Origin of the sequence: Achromobacter sp. D10 (assembly GCF_035282245.1) — a bacterium.
Taxonomy (GTDB): domain Bacteria; phylum Pseudomonadota; class Gammaproteobacteria; order Burkholderiales; family Burkholderiaceae_B; genus Achromobacter; species Achromobacter insolitus.
On the sequence record NZ_JAYJLE010000001.1, the window covers coordinates 1,056,603 to 1,079,430 of the forward strand.

The window sequence follows — 22,828 nt, forward strand, 5'->3', positions numbered from 1 at the left end:
AGTGGTACGCGGCCTGGGCTTCAGCGGACCGCGGCAGCCATCTGGCCGCCGCCCTTGGCGCCGACCACTTTACCGTCCGCATACACCGTGGTGCCGCGCACCATCGTGTGCACCGGCTTACCCTTGAGGCGGCGGCCGGCATAGGGGCTCCAGCCCACAAGGCTGAGCACGTCCTCGTCGCGCACTTCGTATTCCGTCTCCAGATCGACCAGCACCAGGTCGGCGTCCAGGCCAGCACGGATTTCCCCCTTGTTGCGCAGCCGGAACAACTCGGCGGGCTTGGCCGAACATGCTTCAGCGACGCGTTCCAGGCTGATCTTGCCTTCCTGGGCCGCTGTCAGGAACATGCTCAGGTAGAACTGCGTCGACGGCGTGCCGGTATGGGCTTTCCAGCCGTCGGTCCAGCCCACTTCTTTTTCTTCGCGGGTGTGCGGCGCATGGTCGGTGGCGATGATGTCGATCGTTCCGTCGTTAAGGCCTTCCCACAAGCCGGGCACGTTCTTCTCCGGCACCCAGTACGACAGCGCATACGAGCCCAGGCGCTGGATGGCCGACCATTCGCAACCCAGGAAAAGAGCCCAGGGATTGATTTCGCAGGTGACCTTCTGGCCCGCTGCCTTGGCCTCGCGAATGAGTTGCACGCTGCCTGCGGTCTGGGTGTGCAGGATGTGCAGGTGGCAGCCGGCCGCCTTTTGCAACCGCAGCAGCGTGGCAATGGCGGTTTCCCAGATCACGCCATCATGGGCGGCGTAGGCTCGTGCGTAAGCGAGAGCGTCGCGCTCGCCCCGGTCCCAATAGGTCTGTTCGATCACGTCCATCAGGGCCTGGTCGTGGGGATGCACCATCAAGGGCACGTCCAGTTCGGCGCAGCGCTGCATGATGCGCAGCAGCTTGCCGTGGTCATGCACGCCGATGCCGGGCATGTGCGGGTAGTCTCGTCCCGTGTCCACCACCATGAAGATCTTGAAGGCCGCGATGCCCGTGGCAGTCATGGCTTCCATCTCCGACTCTATCGTCGGCGCCGGATTGAAGTTCCAGTCGACCACCGCATCGCTGCGGTAGATGGCGAACTGCTTCTCCAGCAAGTCCAGCGAATTGGGCGGCGGATTGACGTTGGGCATGCCCACGCTGGTCGTGACCCCGCCGGCCGCGCACTGCTGCGTGGCGGTGAGGATGGTGTCCTTGTACTCGAAGCCCTTCTGCGAGCCCTGGCGGTGGTGCGAGTGCATGTCGATCGCGCCTGGCAATACGGCCAGGCCGCTGGCATCGATGACGTTCCGCGCTTCGGGTTCGCTACCGGCCTCGTATAAGCCAGCGATCTTGCTATCGCGGATGCCGATGGAGGCGCGCACGCAACCTTGCGGCGTGACCACCAGGCCGTTCTTGATCAAAGTGTCCATGCTGTTTTCCTTTTGATGGGGAATTCCAAAACGATCAGGCCGCGCGGGCGGCAGGAGGGAGGGCGCGCTGCCGTACCGTGTCCCAGACCTGCATGACGTAGTCCTTGCTCAGGCCTTTGGTGATGAAAACCATGTGGGAATGCCGGTCCGTGTCGGGCCATTGCGGCAACTCGACAGGCGGATGGAACAGGCGCTGCACGGCTTGCAAGACGATGGGCCGTTCGTGGCCCACTATGTGCAGGATGCCCTTGACGCGCAGCAGCTCGTCGGGATGCGCCATGACCAGTGCATCCAGCCAGGCGCTGACCTGGGACCAATGCAAGGGGGCGGCGAAATCCAGGCAGAAGCTGTCGATGCGTGCATGGTCGTGGGCATGCGTGTGTTCGTGGTGATGCCCGTGCCCGTCCGCGTAAGGGGCGGCGTTGAGCCATTGGCGGGCCTGCTCCGGGCGCACGTTCATGTCATAGACGTCAGGCCCGTCCAGCATGGAGGCATCCGGCCGGGCCGCGAGGCTGCAGACCACGCGCGCGGCGCCAGGGTTGACGCGCGCAAGCGTGTCCGCCAGCGCCGCGACGCGCGCGCCGGGCAGGTCGCTCTTGGTGACGATCAAGGCATCGGCGACAGCCACTTGTTTGACTGCCTCCGGGTGTGCGGCCAGGGTTCCCGACCCGTTGACGGCATCCACCACGGTCAGCACGCGGTTCAGGCGAAACGAGCGCGCCACCGGAAACGTCATCAAGGCCTGGATGACCGGCACCACGTCGGCCATGCCTGTGGTCTCGATCAGGATGCGGTCGAAGGCTGGGATCCGACCGGCGCTGCGCTTGGCGCGTAAATCGCGCAGCGTTTCGACCAGATCGCCCTGCACGGTGCAGCACAAGCATCCCGTGCTCAGTTCGATGGTGTTGTCGTTGCTGCTGGCGATTAGCGCGTGGTCGATGCCGATCTCGCCAAACTCGTTGACGATGACCGCCGCATCGGCCAGTGCCGGGTCGCGCAGCCAGTGATTCAGCAGGGTGGTCTTGCCGCTGCCCAGGAAGCCCGTCAGCAAGGTGACGGGAATGCGCGTTTCGGAGGTTTCATCGATTGCCATGATGCGCCTTTGCAAAAAACTTTAAATTCGCAACCAATGCGATTAAATGAATTTTTGCATCGAGCTCAAGCTTTGGCAAGCCCCCTGGGATTTCGCGCCACTGGCCCCCGGCGCAGAGGGAAGGGTGACGCTGCTAGAATCGCGGAGAAATTGAATTTCGCAATGAATGCGAAATTGCACGCCGTAAAGGCGAAACGACAGGGAGAGGGTGACGTGGCGGGTGAAATCAGGACGCGCAACCGGATACTGCACATCCTGCAGCTCTATGACAGGAGCGCCGCATGGTCGGTGGAGGAAATCGCCGTTGAAATGGATGTGTCCGTCAGTTCGGCCTATCGCGACGTGCAGGAACTGGTGCGCGCGGATTTCCTGACCCCGGTGATGGGCGCGCGCTACGTGCTGGGACCCACGTTTGCCCATTTCGATCTGCTGATGCGTCATGGGGACCCCCTGCTCAAGGTGGCGGAGCCGCTGATGCGGCGCCTGATCGAGGCGACCACGCCTTCGTCGGCATCGGTGCTCACGCGCAGCTACCAGGACAAGGTCATGTGCATCCACCAGGAAATCGGCGATCCGGCCGCCCGTATCGGACGCTACGAACGTGGCGCCACCATGCCGATGTTCCGCGGCGCGACCTCCAAAGTTATCCTGGCGCACCAGAGCCGCCGCGCCCTGGAGCGCATGTACCTGGCCCATGAAGAGGAAGTGCGCGCCATTTCGCACTGGAAGAGCCTGAAGGACCTGTGCCTGGAACTCGATGCCATCCGCGAGGCGGGTGTCGCCGTCAGCGACTCCGAGATCACGCCCGGGACCATAGGCATTGCAGCGCCCATTTTTCTGGAGCAGCGCGTGGTGGCAGGACTGAGCTTGATCGTGCGCGCCGAGCATTGCCGTCTCGAGCCTTTCCGCGCGGCGGTCATCGACGCCGCCAGCCAGATCAGCAGCCAGTTGGCCGAGGTAGAAGGCGCCTGGGTCGCCCGCGCCTGAGCGCCGACGTGGCTGGTCAATCGGATCGCAACTGGCGGTCCTGACCCAGGCGGCGCAATTCATCCAGCGTGTGGCGCAGCAGCCGCGAGGGCTCGGTCTCGCGTCGGATGTACATGCCTACCGAGCGCGTTAGACCCTGCCGCAGGCGGGTCTTGCGCACACCGCGCTGCGTCGCGTTGTCCAGCGACGACTCCGGCAATAGCGCGATGCCGCAGTTGTGCTGCACGAAGCGTGCGATGGTGTTCAGGTCCCGCAAGGAATAGAGCGGATTGAAGGGTTGCGACGCGGCCTGGAAGGCGCGTTCGGTAAGCCCGCGCACGCTGGTGCCGGGCGGCATGCTGATCAAGGGCAGGCGGGCGAGTTCCGCGGGCATCCAGCACGTGACGTCCGGTTTGATCTGGGCGCTGTGGAACAGCACGAAGGGCTCGGTGAACAATTCCTGATAGACCAGGTCGGAAGCGCCTTCCTCGTTCATCGTGGTCACGGCGATGTCTACTCGCCGTTCGCGCAGCAATTGCAGGGCCTCGCTGGCGATGGGATCGTAGACCTCTACGCGGACCCGTGGGTGCTTGCGCGCGAGGCTCTGGATCAAGAGCGGGATGAGGGACGCCGCCAGCGTGGGCAAGGCTGCGACGGCGACGCGGTTGTTGCGGTCGCGCAGCCGTTGATCCAGTTCCAGCATGCCCTTTTCGTGCAGCGCGGTAATCTTGCGCGCGATCTCCAGGATGTCCTGGCCTTCGCGCGACAGGCGCACCATGCGGGTGGTGCGCTCGAAGAGTTTGACGCCCAGCGTCTCTTCCGTTTCCTTCAGCAGTTTGCTCAGCGTGGGCTGGGTGACATGCAGCCTTTCGGCCGTTTTCTGGAAACTCAAGGTCTCGGCCAGCAGCACGAAGATGCGCAATTGTCTCGTCGTCAGATTCATTCTTTTTGTCTATCAATGCCGTTCAAATCGGAACTTAACCCCAGACCCCGACTGCCTTAGCCTTGCTTCACGATCTTTCTCTGGAGCTGGGATGTTTCGTCTTGATGGGAAGGTAGCCTTGGTGACCGGCTGCGGCACGCTGGGCGAGGGATGGGGCAACGGCAAGGCCACCGCGGCGGCGCTTGCCAGGCAGGGCGCGGCGATTTTCGGTTGCGATCTGAACATCGACGCGGCGCGCCAGTCTGCTCAGGCCGTCTCCGCCGAGGGCGGCAGGATCACCGTCCGGCAGTGCGATGTGACGGACGGAGGCCATGTCGCGGAACTCGTACGGGCGTGCCTCGACACTTACGGCCGCATCGACGTACTGGTCAACAACGTGGGCCGCTCGGAACCCGGTGATCCGGTCTCCATGTCCGAGGATCTTTGGCACGATCAGATCCAGGTGAACCTGACCTCCGCCTTCCTGTGCTGCAAGCACGTTATCCCCTTCATGAAGAGCGCCGGTGGAGGATCGATTATCAACATTTCATCCATCGCCGGGCTGCGTTATGCGGGCAAACCCCAGGTCGGCTACGCGGCCGCCAAGGCCGCCCTGATGCAGATGACGGCAACCACGGCGGTCATCTATGCGCAAGACGGCGTGCGGCTGAACTCGGTGGTCCCGGGACTGATGTTCACGCCTCTGGTGGAGCGCCTGGCGCAGAAGTATGCCAAGGGCGACTACGAGGGTTTCGTGGCGCATCGCCATGCCCAGGTACCAGCTGGCCGCATGGGCGACGCCTGGGACGTGGCCCATGCCGTGGCTTTCCTGGCCAGCGATGAGAGCCGCTACATCACGGGGCAGCAGATCGTGGTGGACGGCGGCATCACCATGGCGACGCGTTGAGCGAGGGACAGTCGTGATGAACATGCATGAACAAGCGGACGCCGGCCGCCTGGTGGGCAAGGTGGCCTTGATCTTCGGCGCAGGTTGCGTTGGACCGGGCTGGGGCAACGGACGAGCGATCGCCGTGCGGTTTGCCCAGGAGGGAGCCGTGGTGGTCGCGGTGGATATGCGGCCCGAGTCCTTGCCCGAGACCCTGGAGTTGGCTGGACGCTACAGGTCCCGCATCGAAACCCACATCTGCGACGTGGGAGACGCTGCGCAGGTCGCCGCGTTGGTCGAAACCGTGACGCGGCGGCATGGGCGTATCGACATACTGGTGAACAACGTGGGAGGCCCCATTCCCGGCGGTCCGGGGACGCTTGCCCAAGCGGATTGGCACAGGCAGCTCGACCTGAACCTGACCTCGGTGTACACGACGTGCCATCACGTCCTGCCCATCATGGAGGCGCAGGGCGCCGGCGCCGTGGTCAACGTGTCCTCGACCTCGGCCATACGCTGGACCGGCGCGCCGCAGGTCGGCTATGCGGCCGCCAAGGCGGGCGTGATGCAGTTCGGTCGCGTGGCTGGTGTGGAGTACGCCAAGAAGGGGGTGCGCATCAATACGGTCCTGCCGGGCCAGTTGCATACGCCGCTGGTCGATGCTTTCCTAGCCGGCCAGCAGAGCCAGGGCGATATCGACGCCCTACTGGAGCGGCGTCGCCGCCGCATCCCGTTACCGCTTTCCGGGGATGGCCGGGACACGGCCAATGCCGTGCTGTTTCTCGCCTCGGACGAGGCGCGTTTCATCACCGGGACCGAGCTGATCGTGGACGGGGGCATGAGCGCCCGCTGCGACTGAAACCAAGCTGAGGAGAAACACGATGGCGCGAATTGAATATGCGGATATCACCAGGCCAGAAATCCGGCCGCTGGTCGAACGCATCGAACGGGAGCGGGCCGGCTTGCCGAATCTCTATCGGATGCTGCTCAACAGTCCGCCCGTGGCGCAGGGCTGGCTGGCCTATCTCACGGCAATACGCCAGCACAGCGGGCTTGCGCCCAAGCTGCGCGAGATGCTCATCCTGCGCGTCGCGGTTCTGAACCAGGCCGATTATGAGTTCGATCAACATCTGCCGATCGCCTTGAAGGCGGGCTGCAATGAGGATCAGGTGCAGGGCTTGAAACGCGGCGACTTCGGCGCGCTGGACCCGGGTGAACGCGCGGCAATGGCGTATTGCGATGAGATGACGCGTGAGATACGGGTCCGGGACGCCACGTTCGCGGCCGTCCGCGACGCCTTCGATGCCCGCGCGATCGTGGAGATCACGGCCACGGTGGCTGCGTACAACATGGTGTCGCGTTTTCTGGAGGCCATACAGATCGACCACGAATGAACGGCTCGTTGCACAGGCGGTAAATAAAAAAACCAGGAGACATGCATGCATAGCTTCAAACGAATGAGCGGCGCGTTCGCATTCCTTGCATTGGGCTTGGCCCTGAACGCCCCGGCCCATGCCGGCTTCCCGGCAAAACCGGTGCAGTTGATCATTCCGTTCGCGCCGGGCGATACCGACCAGATGCTGCGGCCCATCACCGAGAAGATGGGGCAGTACCTGGGGCAGCCTATCGTGATGAACTACAAGCCGGGCGCGGGAGGCGGCATCGGCGCGGCGTACACGGCCTCGGCGGCGCCCGACGGCTATACCATCGTGGGCAGCTCGCCAGGGGCGCTGGTCGTGGTCCCGTTGGCCAACAAGGAAATCAAGTACACGACAGAATCCTTCGCTCCGGTGGCCGCAATTTCCCTGGGTGGCATGATGATCGTCGCGTCCGGAAAGTCCAAGTACAAGACTTTGGCCGACGTGGTGACCGACGCCAAGGCGCGTCCCGATGCCATCTCCTATGGCACCTCGGGCGCCATGGGCATCAGCCATTTGCTGGGCGAAACCTTCGCTTCCGAAGCCAAGGTCAAATTGCGCCACATTCCCTTCCAGGGCAGCACGCCTGCGGTCACTGCCTTGCTGGGCGGACACACTGACATCGCCGTGTCGGCGGTGGGTCCGGCCCAGGCGCATATCCAGTCCGGCGGTTTGCGGCCCTTGGCCGTCTTCAGCAGCAAGCGGCTGGCGGCCTATCCGGACGTGCCGACCCTGCGCGAACTGGGCTATGACGTGGGCAGTCCCACCATCTACGGCCTCATGGCGCCCAAGGGCACACCGCTCCAGGTGGTCGATGCCCTGTACCAGGCCGCGCGCAAGGTCGTCGCCGAGCAGGGCGGCGAAGTGAGCAAGTCCTTGGGTTCGATAGGCGCGGAAGTCAGCGTGCTGAGCCCGCAGGAGTACGGCGCTTATTTGCAGGAGCAGCGGGCGCTGTTTTCCAAAGCGATCGGTTTGATCCGGGAGTAAGCGGCGCGTTCCCGATATAAAAAAAGCCCCTTGAGCAACTCAAGGGGCTTTTTTCGTGGGCGGTGGATCTTACTTTGCCGCATCCACCATGTACTGCACCGCTGCACGGATATCGTCTTCCGAGGCGTTGGCCGCGCCGCCCTTCGGGGGCATTGGCGGCTTGCCTTGCATGGCGACCTTCACCATGGCGTCCATGCCGGTCTTGATGTAGGGCTCCCAGGCGGCCTTGTCGCCGAACTTGGGGGCGTTGGCCACGCCGGTGGCATGGCAGGCAAAGCAGACGCTCTTGTACAGCTTTTCGCCGGCCGGATTGACCGTGGCGGCCTGCGGCGCGGCGGCCTGGGCGGCCGGGGCCGGAGCAGGCGCGGGCGCGGCGGCAGCCGGTGCTGCCGCTGCTGGAGCGGCGGGGGCCGTAGCGGCTGCTGCCGGTGCTGCGGCGGCGGGAGCGGCTGCCGCTTCCTTTTTGTCGCCTTCCGCAGCCGGGGCGGCGGGTTCGGGCAGCGAGCCGCCCGACTTGTTGGCCATGTAGACCACGGCGCGCGCGACTTCGTAGTCGGACAGCGTGGGGTTGCCGCCCTTGGCGGGCATGCCGCCCTTGCCGTGCAGGGCCACGTTCAACATGGCGTCGTAGCCGGCGGTGATGAAGGGCGCCCACGCAGCGTTATCGCCGACCTTGGGCGCGCCGGCGACGCCAGCGGTGTGACAGGCCGTACAGACGGCGGCGAAGACCTGTTCGCCGGTCTTGAAGACCTTGGGGGCATTTGCGTCAACCAGCTCGAAACCCGCGACTGGGGCAATGCGCTTGGCGACGGCTTCGTTGGACAGCGAATCCGAACCGGCTCCCACCTTGGTGCCCGAAGCCACCATGTTCACCAATAGGATGATGATGGCGATCGGGATCACGAAAGACAGGACGATCGTGACGATCAGTTGCTTCGGGGTCTTGATGGGGGAGGAGTGCTCTTCTATGTGTTCCTGCTCGTTGCTCATGACCAAATCCTGCTAACGGGTACCGGGGGCGCCTGGCGGCGGCAACAGAAAATCAGTACTGCACAAGTCGGCGGCATGGACGGCCCGCCTTGCAAGCAAACGCTGGATTATATAACGGTGTCATAGACACCCGTCCAATGCAACTGACCGGGTTTTCGATGAGTTTGCCGGAAGATTTGATCCTGTTCATGCAACTCCGCGAAAACTGGGTACAATACCGCCTCCTTGCGCTGCGCCCGTAGTTCAATGGATAGAATGAGAGTTTCCGAAGCTCTTGATACAGGTTCGATTCCTGTCGGGCGCGCCATCAATGCAAGGCGTTGCGCGCGGCGTATGCCCGTTGCGTGACCCAGGCCGAGCCTGTTCAGGCTGCCAAATCCGGCCATCTCCCCTCTGTTGCCCGTGCGCTGAACCACAAATTGCGTACTTTTTTTCCTGTTGATCCGCCGCGCACCGAGCGGGGGCATGGGACTAAAATCCGCACACGCTTTCGACCCGCGCCTCCCCGCTTGGGAGGTTCCCTCGGCCCTAGCATCTCACCCTCTTGCTGCCCGCCACCGGCTCGACATCCCCTTCCACGCCGCCAGGTTCGGCGTATGCCGCCCGCATCCGCCAGGTGCAGGTCGATGCCTTGCGCCGAAGCTTTCCGTTCGCGCTGTCGGGGTCGCTGATCAGCGCCAGCTTTTCCGCATTCGCGTTGTTCGGCGTGCTGCCGGGACTGGAAATCCTGCTGTGGCTGGGTGCGACGCTGGTAGTGGGCGCCCTGCGGTGGGCGTCGGTGGTGGCCTATGACCGCCACCGCGCCGATCCCTCTGCGGCCCAGCGCTGGGTGCGCCGGATGCTGATCGGCAACCTGGTCTCCGGCATTCTGTGGGGGCTGCCCTTTGCCTACTGGACGTTTTTTGTGCCGCTGGAATACCAGCTGTTCTTCATCGTCATCCTGTTCGGGCTGGGCACGGGCGCCATCTATTCGAACTACATGCTGCTGCCCGTCATGTATGCGTTCGAGGTGCCGGCTTTTGCGCCCATGTTCATCGCGCTGGCGGCGCAGCCGTCCGCCATCCATCTTGCGCTCGTGACGGGCGGCCTCGCGTACCTGGTTGCGACCCTGGCCTTTATCCACCGCATGAACCGCACCCATCTGGACGCGCTGCGCCTGGGTTATGAAAACCTGGCGCTGCTGGAGCAGGTGCGCCAGGAAAAGGCCGCCGCCGAACGCAGTGACCTGGAGAAGTCGCGCTTTCTTGCCGCGGCCAGCCATGACCTGCGTCAGCCGGTGCATGCGGTCAATCTGTTTCTGGGGCTGCTGGCGAACGAGCCTTTGTCCCGGCACGGGCGCTACCTGGTCGACAACATCACCAGCGCGTTGTCCGCGATGGGGCATCTGTTCGACGCTTTGCTGAATCTGTCGCGACTGGACGCGGGCGTCATCGAACCCCGCTTCGAGACGTTCAAGGTGCAGCCGCTGCTGGACCAACTGAAGGCGGAGTACGCGCCGCAAGCCAGCGAAAAGGGAATAAGGCTGCGTGTGCGTCCCTGCGCGGCCAGCGTGCGGTCGGATCCGGTGCTGCTGGAGCGCCTGTTGCGCAACCTGATCAGCAACGCCATCGTGCACACCGAGGGCGGTCGCGTGCTGGTCGGTTGCCGGCGGATCGGGAATCGCTTGCGCATGGAAGTCTGGGACAACGGCCCGGGCATTCCGAAGTCCGAGCAGGAACGGGTCTTCTGGGAATTCCATCAACTGGCCAATCCCGAGCGAGACCGCAGTAAGGGGTTGGGGCTGGGGCTGGCCATCGTGCGCCGTACCGCCCGGCTGCTTAACCATGAACTGATGCTGCGCTCGGAAGAGGGCCGCTACACCGTGTTCTCGGTGGCGGTTCCGGCTTCGGAATCGGCCGGGGCGGCGCTGTCGGCCACGCTTGCGGGCGCCAGACCGGCGCCCGCGCCCGCGTCCGAAGACAACCTGCGCGGAAAACTGGTGCTGCTGGTGGACGACGACGCGCAGAATCTGGCGGGCCTGTCCATGCTATTCGAGAGCTGGGGCTGCCGCGTCGTCGCAGCCACCAGCGGCAATGCGCTGTTCGAGCGTGTGCTGCCGCTGGCCGAGCGTCCTGAGCTGATCGTGACGGATTACCGGCTGCGCGAGCACGAGACCGGTATCCACGTGATCGAACGGCTGCGAGAGGAATACAACGATCCGGACCTGCCCGCTTTGCTGGTCAGCGGCGACACCGATCCGGCGCGGCTGACCGAGGCCGCCGCCCGTGGCGTGCCGTTGTTGCACAAGCCGGTGCAGGTGCAGGCGCTGCGCGAGCACGTGACCAGCTTGCTGCATGCCAAGGAAGCGGCGTCCCTGGCGGGAGGCGTCGAATGATGGCGGTCCTGTTGGTCGACGACCACGCCATGTTCCGCGAAGCGCTGGTCATGGCGTTGGGCCACGCCGTGCCCGGCCTGGCGATCCATTCTGCGGCCAACGGCCAGGAAGCGCTGGAGGTGCTGGAGCAGCACGCGTCGATCCAGCACGTCATCATGGACTTCTATCTGCCCGATATGGCTGGCGCCGACCTGCTCAAGCGCTTGCGCCAGCGTCGGGCGCGATTGCGCATCCTGGTGTTGTCGGCTTCCCAAGACCCCGAGGACATGCGCCAGGCGATGGAAGCCGGAGCACAAGGCTTCCTGAACAAGTCCGCCAGTTGCCAGGAGCTGGCCGCTGCGCTGAATGCCGTCAACGATGCGGCGGCTCCTTTGTCGCGCGTGGTATCAGCGGCGGCGCCGGCCGTGGGCGCGTCGGACGACGCCGCCCTGTTGCGCGCCCTGACGCCACGCCAGAGCGAGGTGTTGCGCCTGATGTGCGAGGGACTGCGCAACAAGGAGATCTCAGAGCGGCTGAACATGACCGAGAAAACGGTCAAGACGCATGTGTCGGCCATTCTCGGCACTTTGGGCGTGCTCAATCGCACGCAGGCGACGCTAGTGGCGCGACGCGGCGGCGTGGCCGGGAAGTAGGCTTGGGCTGGTTCCCCACGCCACCGCTACCCACCTTGATTTCCTCATCGCTCAGGGCCTGGATCCGAGGTTCCGCATCGGCGCGCTGATCGGGGTATTCCAGCAGCGTACCGGTACGCGCGCATCGGTCTTTAGTCGTAGGTCATGGCGCGGCGCCAGGCGGGAGAGGATGGCGCTAGGCCCCGCGGCTCTCGGGGGAGGGCAGCGGCTCGGGAATGCCACCTGCTGCAGGTCCGCTAGCGCCGTCGGCTGTATCGAGGTGTTCACCTATCCCAGGCCCATGGCGTTACCTAGGAGAGCTTGCAATGAAATTCACCAAGGAAACCAAGGCGCGCGTGCAGGGCGACGCCATTCTCTTCGAGTTGGAAACGGCGGGCGTCACGCGGCCGTTCGAAATTTCGGGGGATGTCCTCAGACGCCGTTTCGGCGCGAAGGATGACAGCGCACCAGAGCTGCTGCAAGCGTTCGAAGGCGCGGCCCAGGCGGTGAGGGACGTTGCACACCGGGCGCAATGGGTACCCTCCGAAGAACGAATCGAGCTGGGGGCAGGCGATTTCGAGGAGCGCTGAACCCAGGCCACTCGCTTGTGCATGCAATTCAACCGCGCCGTCGGGCGTTAAGGAATAGCCATGAATTCGTCAGAAGATCCCCGTCCGCCGGAAGCCGGTCAGGCCGAAACCCAGACGATCCGGACGCCGCGTAGCAAACGCGGCCCCTGGCACCTGCTTGCTTTCTGGATTCTTGTCGTCGCCATTCTGTTCCTGGTCGGCGTGGTGTCGCGCTGGCTACAGTAGCGGCCAGGTGTGCCCCTGCCTAGAACTCGCGCTGGCGCTCGCCCACCCGCGCGCCCGTCACCATCTCCGTTACCCAGTTGACCAGGATCGAGGTGTACGCGCGTTGCGCCGGCTTTTCCGTCAGGGCGTGATCGGCGCCGTCGATGATCCGATGGGTCAAGGAGTGCGAGCGGCGGAAGGCGGAGCGATAGCTCATGATGGTGGAATGCGGGATGTAGATGTCGTTCTCGGCTTCCACCAGCAGCACATCGCCGGAGAAATCGGTGCACGCCTTCAATGCGCGGTTTTCTTCCGGCGGCACATAGGCGCTGCGGTAGGCGCGCAGCGTGTCGCGGTTCAGTTGGTTCTTGGGCACCAGCCACTCATCGTCGCGATACAGCGCGGGGACATGCAGCGCCAGCCAACGCACGCGTCGCATCGTGGAGAGCAGGGCGGCCAGGTAGCCGCCATAGCTGCTGCCGACGACGGCGATCGAGCCGGAATCCAGCGAAGGGTGCCGGGACAGCCTGTCGTAGGCCGCCACGACATCGCGCAGATTGTCTTCGCGGGTCACCTGGAGTTGCTGGGCTCGTGTGCCAGCGTGGCCGCGCAGGTCGAAAGTCAGGCAGACGCAGCCCAGCGCCGCTATGCCCTTGGCACGGGACAGGTCGAATTCCTGGCTGCCGCCCCAGCCGTGGATGAACAGCACGCCGGGCACCTTGTCTTCCGGGGTGAGGAAGGTGGCCTCCAGGGAAACGTCGTCCACCTCGAGGGAGGTCGGAGTGCTATGCGCCGCCATTTTCCGCCTCCACGATGCCTCCCGATTTGCTGATCTGGCCGACGGCGCTGTCGATTCCATGGAACACCAACCGCTGCGCTATGGGCACGGGTTCTCCTGCGCCGTAGCGTTCCCGGGTCTCGGCGCGTACCTCCATCAAAGCCGGCGACAGGGCGAATGCCTGCATGGCGGCAAGCTCGGCGATACTTGCGCCGCCGGCGCGCCAGGATTGTTCCAGCACGCCGGCGCGGGCGTTGCCATTGGCGGTGCGCCCGATCGCCACGTCGTAGTTGCGCCGTGAGGCGATCAGTTGCGGGTATGCCGCAGAAACCGCCGCGTCGTAACGGCATGCGAGATCAATGGCGCGATACTCGTCATCGCCGAGATCCAGCGCGCGCAAAGCGTCAAAGCCCCCGCGTGCCACGCGCAGCGTGGAACCTCCATATACCTGGTTCCCCTGGTTGTCGTCGGTGAGCGACTGGGTGCCGACATAGGCGATTTCCCGCTTGCCCACCTTCGACCAGCCCACGCTGTAGGTCTCGATTTCTTCCAGGTCTTCCTCAAGCACCAGGCCCAGCCGCTCCATCAGCCGCGCGGATTGCGCGGCGACGGCGGCCCGCAGCCCCTCCAGGTCCTTGGCCACCACCTGTCCGCGCCCGGCGGTGGCATCCGCGGGCTTTACACGCACCGCGCCACGCGAGAGCAGGCGCTGGCCTGCCGCCAGCGCGTCCTCGGGACAAAAAGCCGTATAGCCTTCCAGGACGACATCGTGCAGCGCGTCCGGCAGCGCCGACGCCCAGCCTGCAGGGCAGCGGGCGCGGGGCGTCACCAAGCCGTGGCTGATGGATTTGGTGGCAACGAAGGCGTGTGGCACTACGCCGCCATAGAGATCCGCGCTGCTATTGATGCCCAGCACGGCAGCGCGGGCCGCGCCGACAATGCTGCGATCGGGCACATAATAAGGCGTTGGCCCACCGCGATGGCGGCTGGGGCGGTAGCCGGGCACGTAGCTGCGGCCCAGCAGCGCTGCCAAGCGGGACGCCAGGGCGTCCTGGGAGGCCACGTCGTGTTCGGATGCCTGCGCGCGCCTGGGGAAGGCGGCCACGATGCCTTCCGCGCGGGGATTGGGTAAGGAAGTCATGGCAGGCAGCCCAGCAAGCGGCGTGCCCGGCAGGAGTTCGATCCGGGCACGGTAATTGCTGCGTTGTCTGTCCCGCCGCAGCGCCGTGGCGCACCTGCTTTGCAGGCAAGCCGCGGCGCGCATCACCAGGGAGGAATGCTCATGGCCATGCGAACCATCTGGAAAGGCGCGATTACCTTCGGCCTGGTTCACATCCCCGTCGGCTTGCACACCGCCACGACCGAATCGGGGGTGGATTTCGACTGGCTGGACCGCAGGTCGATGGATCCCGTCGGCTACAAGCGCATCAACAAGCGCACGGGCAAGGAAATCGAATCCAAGGACATCGTCAAAGGCGTCGAGTACGAGGACGGGCAATACGTCCTCATTTCTCCTGAGGAAATATCGGAGGCCTATCCGCGTACGACGCAAACCATCGAAATCCAGCAATTCGTCGAGGCCGCGGAGGTCTCGTTCGTCTATCTGGAGCGCCCCTACTATGTTGCGCCGATCAACAAGGGGCAAAAGGTTTACGCGCTGCTGCGCGACACGCTGGTGAAAAGCGGAAAGATCGGCATTGCCAAGGTCGTGATCCAGACGAAGCAGCATCTGGCGGCCCTGATTCCGGTAGGGGACGCGCTTGTCCTGAACCTGATGCGCTGGGGGGACGAGGTCAAGTCCGTGGAAGGCCTGGATCTGCCCAAGGCCGGCGCGAAGAGCATGTCGCCCACCGCGTCGGAATTGAAGATGGCGAAGATGCTGGTCGACGAGATGTCGGCCGCTTGGGATCCGGCTCAATACCAGGACGAATTCAAGGCGGCCATCATGGAACTGGTGGAACAGAAGGTCAAGGCGGGCAAGACGGAAACGGTGATCGAGCCTCAAGAAGAAGCGCCGGCGTATGCGGATAACGTGATCGATCTGACCGATCTGCTGCAACGCAGCCTGCGAGGCGGCGCCACCAAGGGACGCGCGTCGAAGAAGGCCGCCCCGCGCAGCACCTCATCCCGGAAGGCGCCCGCCAAGAAGGCCGCCAAGACCGCCAGGCAGGCGAAGAAGGCGGCCTAGCGATGGTGGACAGCCTTAAAAAATACCGCGAGAAGCGCAATTTCTCGGTCACGCCGGAACCCGCCGGAGGCGGGGAATCCGGCGACGCCGGCCTGGTTTTTGTCATTCAGAAGCATTGGGCAAGCCGCCTTCACTATGATTTCCGGCTGGAGCTGGATGGGGCGATGAAAAGCTGGGCGGTGCCGAAAGGGCCGTCGTTCGATCCCGCGATCAAACGCATGGCAGTGCAGGTCGAAGACCACCCCATCGCCTACAACCAGTTCGAAGGCACCATCCCCAAGGGCCAATATGGGGCCGGCAAGGTAATCATCTGGGACGAGGGCCGCTGGACGCCGATAGGCGACCCCAGGAAGGGATACAAGGCAGGTCATCTGAAGTTCACGCTGGATGGCGTGAAGCTGCGCGGGCGCTGGGCGCTGATCCGCATGAAGGGCAAAGAGAGTGACCGGCAGCCGCCCTGGCTGTTGATCAAGGAGAGCGACGAGTACGCGCGGCCGGACCAGGATTTCAGTGTGGTGGACGAGCTGCCGGATAGTGTCGTGCCTTTGCGTGCCAAAAACACGGGAACGCGGGCGCCTGGCAAGCCCAAGGCCCGCAGTTCCGAGAAGGTGGAACCCGTTGCTGCCTTGCCCGGCAAGGCAGCTGCCCTGCCTGCAACGCTCAAGCCTCAGCTGGCGACCCTGGTCGAAGGTGCGCCGCGCGGTGGCGAAGACTGGTCATATGAAATGAAGTTCGACGGCTACCGGATCCTGGCAAGGATCGAGGACGGAAAGGCCGCGTTGTTCACCCGGAACGGCCACGATTGGACCGCCAAGATGCCCCGCCTGGCCCAGGAGCTGGCGGCGTTGGAGATCGCCACCGCCTGGATCGATGGCGAGATCGTGGTGCTGACGCATGAAGGCGTGCCCAGCTTCCAGGCCTTGCAGAACGCGTTCGATGCCGCAGGCACCGCGGATATCGTCTACTACGCCTTTGACCTGCCCTACGTTGCGGGGCGCGATATCCGGGCCGAGCCGCTCAAGCTACGGCGCGAACTTCTGCGGCAGGTCGTCGCAAGAAGCAAGGGCAAGCACGTGAAGTTCAGCGAGGCCTTCGACAAGCCGGTGGGAGACCTCGTCGCCTCGGCATGCAGGTTGGGCCTGGAAGGCATCATCGGCAAGCGCCTGTCCGCGCCCTATGTGTCCCGACGCACGGACGACTGGATCAAGCTCAAATGCACCCAGCGGCAGGAGTTCGTCATCGTCGGCTATACCGATCCCAAGGGCAGCCGCAAGGGCTTTGGCGCTTTGCTGCTGGCGGTGCATGAGCCTGACGGGGGGCTGCGCTACGCGGGCAACGTCGGCACCGGGTTCGATGACAAGGCGCTGCTCGAACTCCATCGCAAGCTGGCCGGCATCGAGCAGCCGGCCAGCGCGCTGACCAAAGGAAAGCCGCGGGCCCTGCGGCAGGTTCATTGGGTACGCCCCACGCTGGTGGGCGAGGTCTCCTTCGGAGAGTGGACCAGCGACGGCCACGTGCGCCACGCGACCTTCCGGGGCCTGAGAACCGATAAACCACCAAAGAAGATCACTCGCGAGGTGCCCATGCCAGCCGACAAGCTTTCCGCGCGCAAAGATCCGGAGAAAAACAGGAAAGAGGGCGCGGCAAAAGCGCCGAAGGGAATGAAGCTCTCGAATCCCGATCGCGTGATCGATCCTTCCTCCGGAGCCACCAAGCTCGATCTGGCTCGCTACTACGGACTGGTGGCCCCGCTGATGATGGAGCATCTGCGCAACCGTCCCGTGTCCTTTGTCAGGGCACCCGCGGGCATCCAGGGCGAGCACTTCTTCCAGCGTCATTCGGAGTCCCCCATTCCCGGGGTGATTGCGTTGCCGGAGCGCCTTTATCCGGGGCATCCCTCCTTGATGGAGATTTCGAACGAAGCGGCAATACTCGCCGCCGCCCAGCTGAACGTCGTGGAGTTCCACACGTGGAACGCGGTCAAGAGTTCGATCGGCAAGCCGGACAGGATGCTGTTTGATCTGGATCCCGGAGAAGGGGTGGACTGGCCGGCCGTCCAGCAGGGCGCGGAGCTGGTGCGCGTGTTGCTGCAGGAACTCGGCCTGCGCGGTTGGTTGAAGACCAGCGGCGGCAAGGGCCTGCATGTTGTCGTGCCCATCCGCAAGCAGTACGGCTGGGACGCCGTCAAGGACTTCTCGGAAGCCATGGTGCGCCATCTGGCGCAAACGCTGCCGAAGCTGTTCGTCGCGAAAAGCGGTCCCAAGAACCGCGTGGGCAAGATATTCGCCGATTATCTGCGCAACGGCTTCGGCGCTACGACGGTGGCAGCTTGGTCTGCCCGCGCCCGGCCGGGGCTGGGGGTATCGGTTCCTGTCCGTTGGACCGAGCTGGACGGACTCAAAGGGTCGGCGCAATGGACCATAGCCAATATCCACACCCGCCTCGATGTGGGAAATGATCCGTGGGATGACTACGCGCCCCAGGCGATCGGAAAGGCCATGAAGCAGCTGGGCGTCAAAGCCTGATGACGAGTCTGGCGGCGCGCGACGGCATGCCGTCAGCCGCGGATTGGTGCCATTGAGGCAACATCATGATCCCTTGCCCGGGGCTTCTGCCGCTTTGCACGCAGCCCTACGATTTGGTTGTAGTTCAGGCATGCACCGAACCCGGTTCAACACAGCCTGCACATGTCAACCAATCGAGGGAGTCACCATGAGTCAACGTCTGAATGCGTACGCGCAATCGCCTGAGCTGTTCAAGAAATTCGTCGAATTCGGCATGCTGTTGAAGTCGGGGTCGATCGAGCAATCAATCCTGTCCCTGATCGAGATCCGGGCTTCCCAGATCAACGGCTGCGGCTTCTGCCTGGACATGCACGTGAAAGAGGCCAAGATCCGCGGCGAGCGCGAGCTGCGCCTGCACCATGTGGCCATCTGGCGCGAATCCACGGAATTTTCGCCGCGTGAGCGCGCCTGCCTGGCCTGGACCGAAGCGTTGACCACGCTGGGCGCGCACGGGGTGCCCGATGACGTCTACGAGCGCGTGCGCGCGCAGTTGTCCGAGAAGGAGATTTCCGACCTCAGCTTCGCGGTCATGGCGATCAATGGCTGGAACCGCTTGAACGTGGGTTTCCGCACCGTGCCGGGATCGGCCGACAAGGCGTACGGCCTGGACAAAGCCAAGTTCAACTAAGGAACCGTCATGAAAATCCTGGTTATAGGCGGCACGGGGCTGATCGGCTCCAAACTCGTGAAACTGCTCAATGAGCGTGGCCACGAAGCGATTGCCGCGTCGCCCGCCACTGGCGTCAATACGCTCACCGGCGAAGGCCTGGCCACCGCGCTGGCCGGCGTCGATACGGTGGTCGACGTCGCAAATTCTCCTTCGTTCGAAGACCGGGCCGTGCTGGAATTCTTCCAGACTTCGGGGCGCAACCTGCTGGCCGCAGAGGCGCGCGCCGGCGTGCGCCACCACGTCGCGCTGTCGGTGGTCGGCACGCACCGCCTGGCTGAAAGCGGCTACTTCCGCGGCAAGATCGCGCAGGAAGAGCTGATCGTGGCGGCTGGAATTCCCTACACCATCGTGCACAGCACTCAGTTCTTCGAGTTCCTCGGCGGCATAGTGCAGTCGGGAACGGAGGGCGCGGAGGTGCGGCTGTCGCCGGCCTACGTCCAGCCGATCGCGTCCGATGACGTCGCGCAGGCAATGGCCGACGCCACGCTGGCTCCACCGGTGAACGGTATTGTGGAAATCGCCGGTCCGGAGCGGGTGCGTCTGGCGCAGCTGGCGCAACGCTACATGGAAAGAACCGGCGACACACGCACCGTGCGGGCGGACGCCGGCGCGCGCTATTTCGGCGCGCTGCTCGACGACGAAACGCTGGTGCCGGGACCCGGTCCGCGCCTGGGAAAGATTGACTTCGAAACCTGGTTCAGCCGTTCGGGCGCAAGCAAGTAGCGGCAGGCACCGGGACCCACATGAGCAAACTGCGGCCACCTCCCCAGAGCCTCCTGGAAAAGTACCGGGGCGAGGATTTCCATCCTCTGTACACGACCAGCGTGACGGTGCGTGGCGGGGAGGCGGCGCACGGACGAGCGTCTGGCATGGCGATCTCTGACGACGGCGAACTGATCGTGGACCTGCGCCTGCCGGTGGAACTGGGCGGCACGGGCGGGGGCACGAATCCGGAGCAATTGTTCGCCGCCGGCTATGCGGCGTGCTTCCACGGCGCGCTCGCCATGCTCGCGGAGCGCGCCGGCGTGGCTATCCCGGATGCCTCGGTAACGGCCACGATCTCGTTCGGGCGTGACCCCGTCGACGGTTTGTTCGCGCTGACAGCGGATATCAATATCCATCTGCCAGGCGTGCCCACCCCCATTGCCGAGGAGCTGGTCCGCAATACGGAACGCCTGTGTCCGTACTCCAAGATGACCCAGGGCGGGATCGCCAGCGTAGTGGCGCTGACCCAATAGCGCTCAGGCCTGCTTCAGCAGCAGGCTGTCGATGATCTGAAGATCCTGTGCGCGGATGCGTTCCGTCATGAAGTCGATGAACACCCTCATGCGCGCCGGCAGATGCTGGCGGCTGAGAAAGCACAGATAGTGTCCCCGGTCGTCGGGCGCGTACTGGGGCAGGCACGGCACCAAGGTGCCGGCGCGCAGATGTTCGCAGACCTGGTAACCGGCCATCTGCGCCAGGCCATGGCCGTCCAGCACGGCCTGCAGGACGAGATCGGCATCGTTGAAGGTGAGCATGGCGGGTGGCGCAAACTTGCGCAGCTGGCCGCCAACCTTGAATTCCCATTCGTACACGCGCCCGGATGCCAGCAGGAAATTCACGCAACCGTGGCCCGAGAGCGCGTCCACGCTATCCGGCAGTCCGTGCCTGGCGACATAGGCGGGCGAGGCGCAGAGCATCATCTGCATCGGAATGACTTTCTTGGCGATCACCTGGCTGTCTTCCATGCGGCCATTGCGGAACGACACATCGACACGGTCCGTGGTGAAGTCGGTCGGGCCGTCGTCCAGCAGCAGTTCCACGGAAATGTTCGGATTGGCCTGCCGGAATTCCCGCAGCAGGGGCGCGACGACCTTGCGGCCGAAGCCCACGGTAGAGCAGACGCGCAGCTGGCCGGTGGGCGGGCCTTCACGCAGGTCGCGCATGTCGTCCAGCGCCTGGATGATCCGCTCCACGCCGGGATGGCATTGCTCATAGAAGCGCTTGCCTTCCGCGGTGAGCGAAGTGCTGCGTGTGGTGCGCACGAAAAGCCGGGTTCCTAGCTGGTCTTCGAGCTTCTGCACGCTGCGGCTCACCGCGGAGCGGCCTATGCCCAGACGGTCGCCTGCCTTGGCGAAGTTACCTTCGGCGGCGACCGCCATGAAGGCCATGACGCCTGCGTAGCTGGTGGCGAAACTGTCGGCCAGGGAGTCCGGCCCGTTTGCGGGAGCGATAACCGAGGGTGCTGGAATGGGTGTGGGCATGGTAGGCAGTGCCGCGAGTTGGTTGATCCTCCTCCTAAGACGTTGGATCGTTCGATTTTGTGACGCTGCCCTCAAAAAAAATCTGGCCAGCGCGGGCATAGGGCGCCCGAGGCTGGCCAATACAGGGTAGGGCTGTCCCTTATTTGACGGGGATCAGGGCGGGCGCGCCCTTGTTCTTGATCAGCACGACCACGAACTTGGCGGGCTTGGTCTGGCTGGCGTTGCGGCCCACGGTATGGATGTCGTCGGGGCCTTCATAGAAGGTCTGGCCCGGGGTCAGGGTCACTTCCTTGCCGCCCTTGACCTGCATGACGATGCTGCCTTCAAGTACGTAGACAAAGGCCGAGGCATCGTGGCGATGCAAGGGGTCGGCCGCTCCAGGCGGATAGTCGACGACGAGCATCAGGGCGTCCTTGCCGGGAATATCCGGCAAGTCCTTGTTCATTAGTTCCGTAACGATCGGGTCGGCCGGCTTGCCGGCGGGCGTTCCGTGATGCGACGCAGCATGGGCAGGCTGGTCGAACAGCGCGCCGGCGGCGATCAATGACAAAGCAAGTTTGGTGAGTGTCGACATGGCCTGTCCTGGCAAGAGTGGTGACAGGTCCATCGTAGAAGTGGCGGTGGCGCGGCGGTAGACCCGCGCAAGGGACCACCATGTTGCCCGCCATGCACCAAAGCCGGCGCAGGGACGGCGTCAACGTTGCGCCAGGGCGGCCGCAACGCGTGCCAGCTTGTCCGGATTGCGTTGCACCAGGACCCGGGTCAGGCGCTCGCCGTCCGTTTCATAGGACTGCACGGATTCAAGATCGCCGTTGATGAAACGCAGCAGCGTCCATTGCCCATTCACCTCGACCACTTCGGTGCTCAGCGCATCGCGGTAGCGCCTCTTGCCGGCGTAGAACAGTTGCGCCAGACGTTTGCCGCCCACCAGGCTGGCAAAGCTCGTGACCTTGTCGCCGCCATCGCCGATGAGTTCGGCGTCGTCGCTCAGCAATGCGTGCAGGCCGTGGAAATCACTGCGCTGCATCGCGTCTGCGAAGGCCAGTAGCAGCCGGTGCAGCGTCGCGCGCGGCACCGCCTCGCGCGGGGTGCCTTGGCGCAATTGCTGCCTGGCTCGCCGCACCAGTTGCCGCACGGCTGCCTGGGTCTTGTCCAGGGTGTGCGCGATGTCCTCGTACTCAGCGTCGAATACCTCGCGCATCAGGAAGGCTGCGCGGGCATCCGGCGACAGGCGCTCCAGCATGAACAGAAACGCCACGGAAACGTCATCGGCAAGTTCGTGGATCTGTTCGGGGGTGGAGGGCGTCGCCATCAACATTGGTTCTGGCAGCCAGACCCCCACGTAGTTCTCCCGTTCGGCCTTGGCGGCGCGAAGACGGTCGATGGACAGGCGGGTCGTCACGGTGACCAGCCAGGCCTCGGGGTTCTCAATCTCGGCGGTGTCGGCGCCATGCCAGCGCAGCCACGCGTCCTGCACGATGTCTTCCGCTTCGGCCACCGAGCCCAACATGCGGTAGGCGATCGCGTAGAGGCGAGGGCGGTGGCGGTCGAAAAGGGTCACGGAGCCGGTCATGGAATGGGCCAACGCCTAGGGGAAAGGGGGCGGGGAGGGCAGGCTATTTTGCCGCAGCGCTCCGGGCAGGACAAGCGTGTAAAGCGCCGGCCGCCAGAGCACCCGGCGGGTGGCGGCGCGGGGGCTGCGTAAGGACGCATGGTGTTGTCTGCGTGACAACAATCGGATTTTGCGCGGTCCGGTGTGCAAGGTCGGCGGGTCATCGGCAGAGCGCGCGTGGGGGGCTGCCCTGCTGGCGCGCATCGATGCGCATTGGTGCGCGTCGCACAACAGCGTGCTTCCCGCTGCATGCCTACCGGCCATGAAACCCCGCCCCTACCATGGCCTCACTTGCTTCCCCGACGCAGCGCCTAACCCAACCGGAGCAC

General features: G+C 64.4%; 23 protein-coding genes and 1 tRNA gene. 15 read left to right on the forward strand and 9 right to left on the reverse strand.

What is annotated here, in order from left to right; genetic code table 11:
- Positions 1–20 precede the first annotated feature (20 nt).
- Positions 21–1,454 carry a dihydroorotase family protein gene (locus tag VCS63_RS05060; protein WP_323879047.1) on the reverse strand — a complete coding sequence of 478 codons (1,434 nt, stop codon included), beginning with the start codon at positions 1,452–1,454 and terminating at the stop codon, positions 21–23.
- Positions 1,435–2,493, reverse strand: a complete 1,059-nt coding sequence (locus VCS63_RS05065) for a GTP-binding protein (RefSeq protein ID WP_323878735.1) — start codon at positions 2,491–2,493, stop codon at positions 1,435–1,437. The genes VCS63_RS05060 and VCS63_RS05065 overlap by 20 nt, the downstream gene beginning before the upstream one ends.
- Positions 2,494–2,655: 162 nt before the next feature.
- Here VCS63_RS05065 and VCS63_RS05070 point away from each other — a divergent pair, with 162 nt between their 5' ends.
- Positions 2,656–3,480, forward strand: a complete 825-nt coding sequence (locus VCS63_RS05070; protein ID WP_063639319.1) for an IclR family transcriptional regulator — start codon at positions 2,656–2,658, stop codon at positions 3,478–3,480.
- Positions 3,481–3,496: 16 nt separating this feature from the next.
- Here VCS63_RS05070 and VCS63_RS05075 read toward each other — a convergent pair whose 3' ends face one another.
- The gene (locus VCS63_RS05075) at positions 3,497–4,402 is read right to left on the reverse strand and encodes a LysR family transcriptional regulator (RefSeq protein WP_063960469.1); all 906 of its coding nucleotides are present in this window, start codon (positions 4,400–4,402) and stop codon (positions 3,497–3,499) included.
- A 91-nt stretch (positions 4,403–4,493) separates the two neighbouring features.
- Between VCS63_RS05075 and VCS63_RS05080 the strand changes: the two genes are divergently transcribed.
- Genes VCS63_RS05080 through VCS63_RS05095 form a run of 4 tightly spaced genes read left to right on the forward strand, consistent with a single transcriptional unit; the run spans position 4,494 to position 7,672 of the window.
- A complete protein-coding gene (locus VCS63_RS05080) occupies positions 4,494–5,288 on the forward strand; it encodes an SDR family NAD(P)-dependent oxidoreductase (protein ID WP_323878737.1) in 795 nt (264 codons plus the stop codon).
- Positions 5,289–5,304: 16 nt separating this feature from the next.
- Positions 5,305–6,126 (forward strand): SDR family NAD(P)-dependent oxidoreductase, encoded by an 822-nt coding sequence (locus VCS63_RS05085; protein WP_301881240.1) that lies wholly within the window; start codon positions 5,305–5,307, stop codon positions 6,124–6,126.
- A 22-nt stretch (positions 6,127–6,148) separates the two neighbouring features.
- Positions 6,149–6,661, forward strand: a complete 513-nt coding sequence (locus VCS63_RS05090) for a carboxymuconolactone decarboxylase family protein (RefSeq protein ID WP_063639323.1) — start codon at positions 6,149–6,151, stop codon at positions 6,659–6,661.
- A gap of 45 nt (positions 6,662–6,706) precedes the next feature.
- Entirely contained in the window at positions 6,707–7,672 is a 966-nt protein-coding gene (locus tag VCS63_RS05095) for a tripartite tricarboxylate transporter substrate binding protein (protein ID WP_323878739.1), read from the forward strand.
- A 69-nt stretch (positions 7,673–7,741) separates the two neighbouring features.
- Here VCS63_RS05095 and VCS63_RS05100 read toward each other — a convergent pair whose 3' ends face one another.
- The gene (locus VCS63_RS05100; protein ID WP_042795545.1) at positions 7,742–8,662 is read right to left on the reverse strand and encodes a c-type cytochrome; all 921 of its coding nucleotides are present in this window, start codon (positions 8,660–8,662) and stop codon (positions 7,742–7,744) included.
- Positions 8,663–8,894: 232 nt separating this feature from the next.
- Between VCS63_RS05100 and VCS63_RS05105 the strand changes: the two genes are divergently transcribed.
- From VCS63_RS05105 to VCS63_RS05125, 5 genes are all read left to right on the forward strand, one after another.
- Positions 8,895–8,969, forward strand: a tRNA-Arg gene (locus VCS63_RS05105).
- A gap of 237 nt (positions 8,970–9,206) precedes the next feature.
- On the forward strand, positions 9,207–11,036 hold the full coding sequence (locus VCS63_RS05110; protein ID WP_323878742.1) for a hybrid sensor histidine kinase/response regulator: 1,830 nt from the start codon (positions 9,207–9,209) through the stop codon (positions 11,034–11,036).
- On the forward strand, positions 11,033–11,668 hold the full coding sequence (locus VCS63_RS05115) for a response regulator transcription factor (protein ID WP_323878744.1): 636 nt from the start codon (positions 11,033–11,035) through the stop codon (positions 11,666–11,668). The genes VCS63_RS05110 and VCS63_RS05115 overlap by 4 nt, the downstream gene beginning before the upstream one ends.
- Positions 11,669–11,973: 305 nt before the next feature.
- Positions 11,974–12,237: a DUF1488 family protein gene (locus tag VCS63_RS05120; RefSeq protein ID WP_042795542.1), complete on the forward strand. Its 264-nt coding sequence runs from the start codon at positions 11,974–11,976 to the stop codon at positions 12,235–12,237.
- Between the two features lie 60 nt (positions 12,238–12,297).
- Positions 12,298–12,462, forward strand: a complete 165-nt coding sequence (locus VCS63_RS05125; protein WP_165609275.1) for a hypothetical protein — start codon at positions 12,298–12,300, stop codon at positions 12,460–12,462.
- 19 nt (positions 12,463–12,481) lie between these two features.
- Here VCS63_RS05125 and VCS63_RS05130 read toward each other — a convergent pair whose 3' ends face one another.
- A complete protein-coding gene (locus VCS63_RS05130) occupies positions 12,482–13,240 on the reverse strand; it encodes an alpha/beta hydrolase family protein (RefSeq protein WP_042795541.1) in 759 nt (252 codons plus the stop codon).
- On the reverse strand, positions 13,227–14,360 hold the full coding sequence (locus VCS63_RS05135) for a DUF3182 family protein (RefSeq protein WP_323878747.1): 1,134 nt from the start codon (positions 14,358–14,360) through the stop codon (positions 13,227–13,229). Before VCS63_RS05135 ends, VCS63_RS05130 begins: the two co-directional genes overlap by 14 nt.
- Before the next feature lie 141 nt (positions 14,361–14,501).
- Here VCS63_RS05135 and VCS63_RS05140 point away from each other — a divergent pair, with 141 nt between their 5' ends.
- The 5 genes from VCS63_RS05140 to VCS63_RS05160 all read left to right on the forward strand — a co-directional run bounded on the left by VCS63_RS05140 (position 14,502) and on the right by VCS63_RS05160 (position 19,879).
- The gene (locus VCS63_RS05140) at positions 14,502–15,407 is read left to right on the forward strand and encodes a Ku protein (RefSeq protein ID WP_323878749.1); all 906 of its coding nucleotides are present in this window, start codon (positions 14,502–14,504) and stop codon (positions 15,405–15,407) included.
- Between the two features lie 2 nt (positions 15,408–15,409).
- Positions 15,410–17,932: a DNA ligase D gene (gene ligD / locus VCS63_RS05145; RefSeq protein ID WP_323878752.1), complete on the forward strand. Its 2,523-nt coding sequence runs from the start codon at positions 15,410–15,412 to the stop codon at positions 17,930–17,932.
- Positions 17,933–18,119: 187 nt separating this feature from the next.
- Positions 18,120–18,599, forward strand: a complete 480-nt coding sequence (locus VCS63_RS05150; RefSeq protein WP_063639327.1) for a carboxymuconolactone decarboxylase family protein — start codon at positions 18,120–18,122, stop codon at positions 18,597–18,599.
- A 9-nt stretch (positions 18,600–18,608) separates the two neighbouring features.
- Positions 18,609–19,364 (forward strand): SDR family oxidoreductase, encoded by a 756-nt coding sequence (locus VCS63_RS05155; RefSeq protein WP_063639328.1) that lies wholly within the window; start codon positions 18,609–18,611, stop codon positions 19,362–19,364.
- A 20-nt stretch (positions 19,365–19,384) separates the two neighbouring features.
- On the forward strand, positions 19,385–19,879 hold the full coding sequence (locus tag VCS63_RS05160) for an Ohr family peroxiredoxin (protein ID WP_175199959.1): 495 nt from the start codon (positions 19,385–19,387) through the stop codon (positions 19,877–19,879).
- A gap of 3 nt (positions 19,880–19,882) precedes the next feature.
- On the opposite strand, the gene VCS63_RS05165 is transcribed toward VCS63_RS05160, so the two are convergent.
- From VCS63_RS05165 to VCS63_RS05175, 3 genes are all read right to left on the reverse strand, one after another.
- A complete protein-coding gene (locus VCS63_RS05165; RefSeq protein WP_063639330.1) occupies positions 19,883–20,887 on the reverse strand; it encodes a LysR family transcriptional regulator in 1,005 nt (334 codons plus the stop codon).
- 139 nt (positions 20,888–21,026) lie between these two features.
- A complete protein-coding gene (locus VCS63_RS05170) occupies positions 21,027–21,461 on the reverse strand; it encodes a cupin domain-containing protein (protein WP_323878755.1) in 435 nt (144 codons plus the stop codon).
- Positions 21,462–21,581: 120 nt separating this feature from the next.
- On the reverse strand, positions 21,582–22,460 hold the full coding sequence (locus tag VCS63_RS05175; RefSeq protein WP_063639332.1) for an RNA polymerase sigma-70 factor: 879 nt from the start codon (positions 22,458–22,460) through the stop codon (positions 21,582–21,584).
- Positions 22,461–22,828 lie beyond the last annotated feature (368 nt).

Bases quoted from the DNA above. Each gene is read 5' to 3' on its own strand.
- VCS63_RS05135 (WP_323878747.1), bottom strand. From the start codon at position 14,360: ATGACTTCCTTACCCAATCCCCGCGCGGAAGGCATCGTGGCCGCCTTC.
- VCS63_RS05100 (WP_042795545.1), bottom strand. From the start codon at position 8,662: ATGAGCAACGAGCAGGAACACATAGAAGAGCACTCCTCCCCCATCAAG.
- VCS63_RS05150 (WP_063639327.1), top strand. From the start codon at position 18,120: ATGAGTCAACGTCTGAATGCGTACGCGCAATCGCCTGAGCTGTTCAAG.
- ligD (WP_323878752.1), top strand. From the start codon at position 15,410: ATGGTGGACAGCCTTAAAAAATACCGCGAGAAGCGCAATTTCTCGGTC.
- VCS63_RS05070 (WP_063639319.1), top strand. From the start codon at position 2,656: ATGAATGCGAAATTGCACGCCGTAAAGGCGAAACGACAGGGAGAGGGT.
- VCS63_RS05155 (WP_063639328.1), top strand. From the start codon at position 18,609: ATGAAAATCCTGGTTATAGGCGGCACGGGGCTGATCGGCTCCAAACTC.
- VCS63_RS05095 (WP_323878739.1), top strand. From the start codon at position 6,707: ATGCATAGCTTCAAACGAATGAGCGGCGCGTTCGCATTCCTTGCATTG.
- VCS63_RS05170 (WP_323878755.1), bottom strand. From the start codon at position 21,461: ATGTCGACACTCACCAAACTTGCTTTGTCATTGATCGCCGCCGGCGCG.
- VCS63_RS05075 (WP_063960469.1), bottom strand. From the start codon at position 4,402: ATGAATCTGACGACGAGACAATTGCGCATCTTCGTGCTGCTGGCCGAG.
- VCS63_RS05120 (WP_042795542.1), top strand. From the start codon at position 11,974: ATGAAATTCACCAAGGAAACCAAGGCGCGCGTGCAGGGCGACGCCATT.
- VCS63_RS05160 (WP_175199959.1), top strand. From the start codon at position 19,385: ATGAGCAAACTGCGGCCACCTCCCCAGAGCCTCCTGGAAAAGTACCGG.
- VCS63_RS05175 (WP_063639332.1), bottom strand. From the start codon at position 22,460: ATGACCGGCTCCGTGACCCTTTTCGACCGCCACCGCCCTCGCCTCTAC.
- VCS63_RS05130 (WP_042795541.1), bottom strand. From the start codon at position 13,240: ATGGCGGCGCATAGCACTCCGACCTCCCTCGAGGTGGACGACGTTTCC.
- VCS63_RS05125 (WP_165609275.1), top strand. From the start codon at position 12,298: ATGAATTCGTCAGAAGATCCCCGTCCGCCGGAAGCCGGTCAGGCCGAA.
- VCS63_RS05080 (WP_323878737.1), top strand. From the start codon at position 4,494: ATGTTTCGTCTTGATGGGAAGGTAGCCTTGGTGACCGGCTGCGGCACG.
- VCS63_RS05085 (WP_301881240.1), top strand. From the start codon at position 5,305: ATGAACATGCATGAACAAGCGGACGCCGGCCGCCTGGTGGGCAAGGTG.
- VCS63_RS05165 (WP_063639330.1), bottom strand. From the start codon at position 20,887: ATGCCCACACCCATTCCAGCACCCTCGGTTATCGCTCCCGCAAACGGG.
- VCS63_RS05115 (WP_323878744.1), top strand. From the start codon at position 11,033: ATGATGGCGGTCCTGTTGGTCGACGACCACGCCATGTTCCGCGAAGCG.
- VCS63_RS05090 (WP_063639323.1), top strand. From the start codon at position 6,149: ATGGCGCGAATTGAATATGCGGATATCACCAGGCCAGAAATCCGGCCG.
- VCS63_RS05140 (WP_323878749.1), top strand. From the start codon at position 14,502: ATGGCCATGCGAACCATCTGGAAAGGCGCGATTACCTTCGGCCTGGTT.
- VCS63_RS05065 (WP_323878735.1), bottom strand. From the start codon at position 2,493: ATGGCAATCGATGAAACCTCCGAAACGCGCATTCCCGTCACCTTGCTG.